Source organism: Seonamhaeicola marinus, from assembly GCF_008085455.1.
In genome coordinates, this window is record NZ_VSDQ01000183.1 from 1 (window position 1) to 335 (window position 335).

At 36.7% G+C, this 335-nt stretch carries 1 protein-coding gene; it reads right to left on the reverse strand.

Annotation, left to right across the window (positions count from 1 at the left end; genetic code table 11):
• The coding region (locus tag FUA24_RS02900; protein WP_148540000.1) for an aminotransferase class III-fold pyridoxal phosphate-dependent enzyme at nt 1-335 on the reverse strand (335 nt) is incomplete at both ends.

The window sequence follows — 335 nt, forward strand, 5'->3', positions numbered from 1 at the left end:
GTGTACCAAAAGTACTAGCACCACTACCCGCTTGAATTAAAAACGAATCACTATGCCCGTGGTAACATCCTGCAAATTTTATTACTTTATCTTTACCTGTAAAACCACGTGCAAGCCTAACGGCACTCATACAAGCTTCGGTACCAGAATTAACAAATCTAATTTTATCAATATTTGGCACCATTAAAACAGCTAATTCGGCAATTTTAGTTTCAATTTCAGTTGGCATTCCAAATGATGTTCCTTTTTTGGCTTTTTCAACTACAGCATCAACTACGGGTTTGTGGGCATGACCTAAAATCATTGGTCCCCAAGAGTTAATATAATCTATCAAT